Annotated in this window: 1 protein-coding gene; it reads left to right on the top strand. The window is 71.0% G+C overall.

The features are described from left to right. On the top strand, nt 1-465 hold a 465-nt coding region (locus ACYQ2W_RS26605; protein WP_459874147.1), incomplete at both ends, for a histidine-rich protein.

Raw genomic sequence — 465 nt, 5'->3', positions numbered from 1 at the left:
GCCCACCACGGTGACCTCGGCGACGACGCCGACCACCGTCACGTCCGCGACGACACCCACTACGGTGACGTCTGCGACGACGCCCACCACGGTGACCTCGGCAACTACCCCGACCACCGTCACGTCCGCGACCACCCCCACCACGGTGACCTCGGCGACTACCCCGACCACCGTCACGTCCGCGACGACGCCCACCACGGTGACCTCGGCGACTACCCCGACGACGGTCACGTCCGCGACGACACCCACTACGGTGACGTCTGCGACGACGCCCACCACGGTGACCTCGGCAACTACCCCGACCACCGTCACGTCCGCGACCACGCCCACCACGGTGACCTCGGCGACTACCCCGACCACCGTCACGTCCGCGACGACGCCCACTACGGTGACCTCGGCGACGACGCCGACGACCGTCACGTCCGCGACGACGCCCACTACGGTGACCTCGGCGACGACGCCGAC

The sequence above is a fragment of the Endothiovibrio diazotrophicus genome (assembly GCF_054657215.1).
Note: the sequence above shows the minus strand (reverse complement) of the source record. Positions and strands in the feature narration are given on the sequence as shown.